Below are 1,882 nucleotides of genomic sequence, written 5' to 3' on the forward strand. Positions count from 1 at the left end.
CTACTTAAGCCTTCGTAGCATTATGCGAATCATGCATATATAAACGAAGGCTTCTGAACTCCTTGGCAGCTGTTCATAGTCTTTAGATAAATGTCTGGATCCTTCAAACCAGCCAAAGGTTCTCTCCACAACCCAGCGCCTGGCTTGAACGACAAACTTTCCACGTGGGCGTTTTGTGATTTCAAGTTCCCTTTTGGGTTTGAAGCGATAAAACCACTCTTCAAGGTAACCCCGGTAGCCACAGCCAGCCCAGACTTTCCGGATGTTTTTAAAGTATTTCTTAAGGTGAGCCAGTATGAACTGACCTGCAAAACTATCACTAAATGCGGCTGCGTGTACCCATACCACCAGAATCAGGCCAAGAGTATCAACAGCTATATGACGCTTTCTGCCTTTTATTTTCTTCCCGCCATCATAGCCTCGATCCCCCCTTTTACCGAGGTTTTCACGGATTGGGAGTCAATGCTTGCTGCGGTTGGTTGTGGCTCTTTGCCCGCCTGAATTCGCATCTGGTCACGAAGTGCATCATGCACCTTCTTCCATGTGCCATCTTTTTTCCAGATTCGGAAATAGGTGTAGACAGTACTCCATGATGGAAAGTCAGAAGGTAGCATTCGCCACTGACAGTCTGTTTTAGTGAGATAGAATATGGCATTCAATATCAGACGATAACTCCAGTCACGTGGTCGCCCATTTTTTGGAGTATCATAGCCAGGGTCAGGGAATAGAGGCTTGAGGATTGCCCACTCGTCATTGGTCAGGTCGGATGGATACATAATTATCCTCCTTAAACTAATCAGATACTGTAGTTATAGACGACGTTGGGTTTTTTATCCTGAGTTAATGGTCAGTAACTTTTACAACAGTCTCTAAACTTTTCGAAACGGGAACTTTTTTAAAACCTTATTTTCAAAGGGATATTGCACCTCATATTGGTGTAATGGAATTATCCCCAATAGTAAAGGTTAAAAAAATGTTACCTACAAATCATATTCATACTGGTTCAAAGATTATACCCCAGATAAATAACAAGACTCTAGAAAGCGATAGAGACTCAGATAAAGTTGCTACGCAGTCTGAAATAAAAAAAGCCGATTCTTATTCATCCCAGGATCACGACAATAAACCAATTACTCAACGCAGTGTAAACTTTTCAGAAAGAAATTCACCATTTAAAAGCAATGATGTATACACAGCTGACTCAGCTAAATCTCATAGCACATTAAATGTTGATGATAAGCTAAAGAAAAATGCAGAAGCATATGAGGCTACTTTCCATGCAAAAATTGATTATTCATCTCCTAAGGATATAGATATATTGAAAAAAATGGAAGTTAGCGAAACTGAGATTGCTCTGGTAGGGATCACAAAAGAAGGTAATAACCCTATAAAAATTGTATTAGCTATGGCCGATGATAGAGGATACTTTACTTCTCAACAAGGTAAAGAATTTCAACTTTCTCAGTAGTTCAAGAACATAAAAGCATCAGTTTAATTTGACCTATATTTGCGGTTTCTCAGTGTGACCGCACTATCTGCACCTAACGCTTGCATAAGCGGCGGCGCGTCTAGCGCCGTCCGCTGGATGCTCTTGGTACGCCCGGCATGGGCATGAACTGATGGGGTGAAAGTCCCCTGTGGGAGAACCTACATCTGACTGGCGGTAAAGATGCCTGCTGATGGCAACCACTAGCTTAAGGCAAGTGCAGTCCCGCGAGGGGCTGTGCGGAGGCAGTCTGAGTGCAAAGGTGCGACCCAACGTAGACTCGGCGTCCCCCAGAAATCGCATACAAGGCTGAGTCTCTGGGCGAGTGAGCCAAGGATCACAAAGCCCTCTGGTTCGTGAGACACGGTAAATGCGGCGGTTGTGCACTGAAAGTTC

2 protein-coding genes are annotated in these 1,882 nt (G+C 43.5%); one reads left to right on the forward strand and one right to left on the reverse strand.

Annotated features, from left to right (window positions below):
• Positions 1-776 (reverse strand): IS5 family transposase gene (locus ACO6VE_RS24405; protein ID WP_422450639.1). Its coding sequence is split into 2 segments (ribosomal slippage): positions 1-437 and positions 437-776, totalling 777 coding nucleotides; the frame shifts between segments, so codons are not numbered across the junction.
• Positions 777-973: 197 nt separating this feature from the next.
• Between ACO6VE_RS24405 and ACO6VE_RS24410 the strand changes: the two genes are divergently transcribed.
• The gene (locus tag ACO6VE_RS24410; protein WP_422450638.1) at positions 974-1,468 is read left to right on the forward strand and encodes a hypothetical protein; all 495 of its coding nucleotides are present in this window, start codon (positions 974-976) and stop codon (positions 1,466-1,468) included.
• Positions 1,469-1,882 lie beyond the last annotated feature (414 nt).

The sequence above is a fragment of the Endozoicomonas sp. ALB115 genome (assembly GCF_049310245.1).
Classification (GTDB): Bacteria; Pseudomonadota; Gammaproteobacteria; order Pseudomonadales; family Endozoicomonadaceae; genus Endozoicomonas.

Coding starts and splice junctions, on each gene's coding strand:
- ACO6VE_RS24410 (WP_422450638.1), top strand. CDS start 974: ATGTTACCTACAAATCATATTCATACTGGTTCAAAGATTATACCCCAG.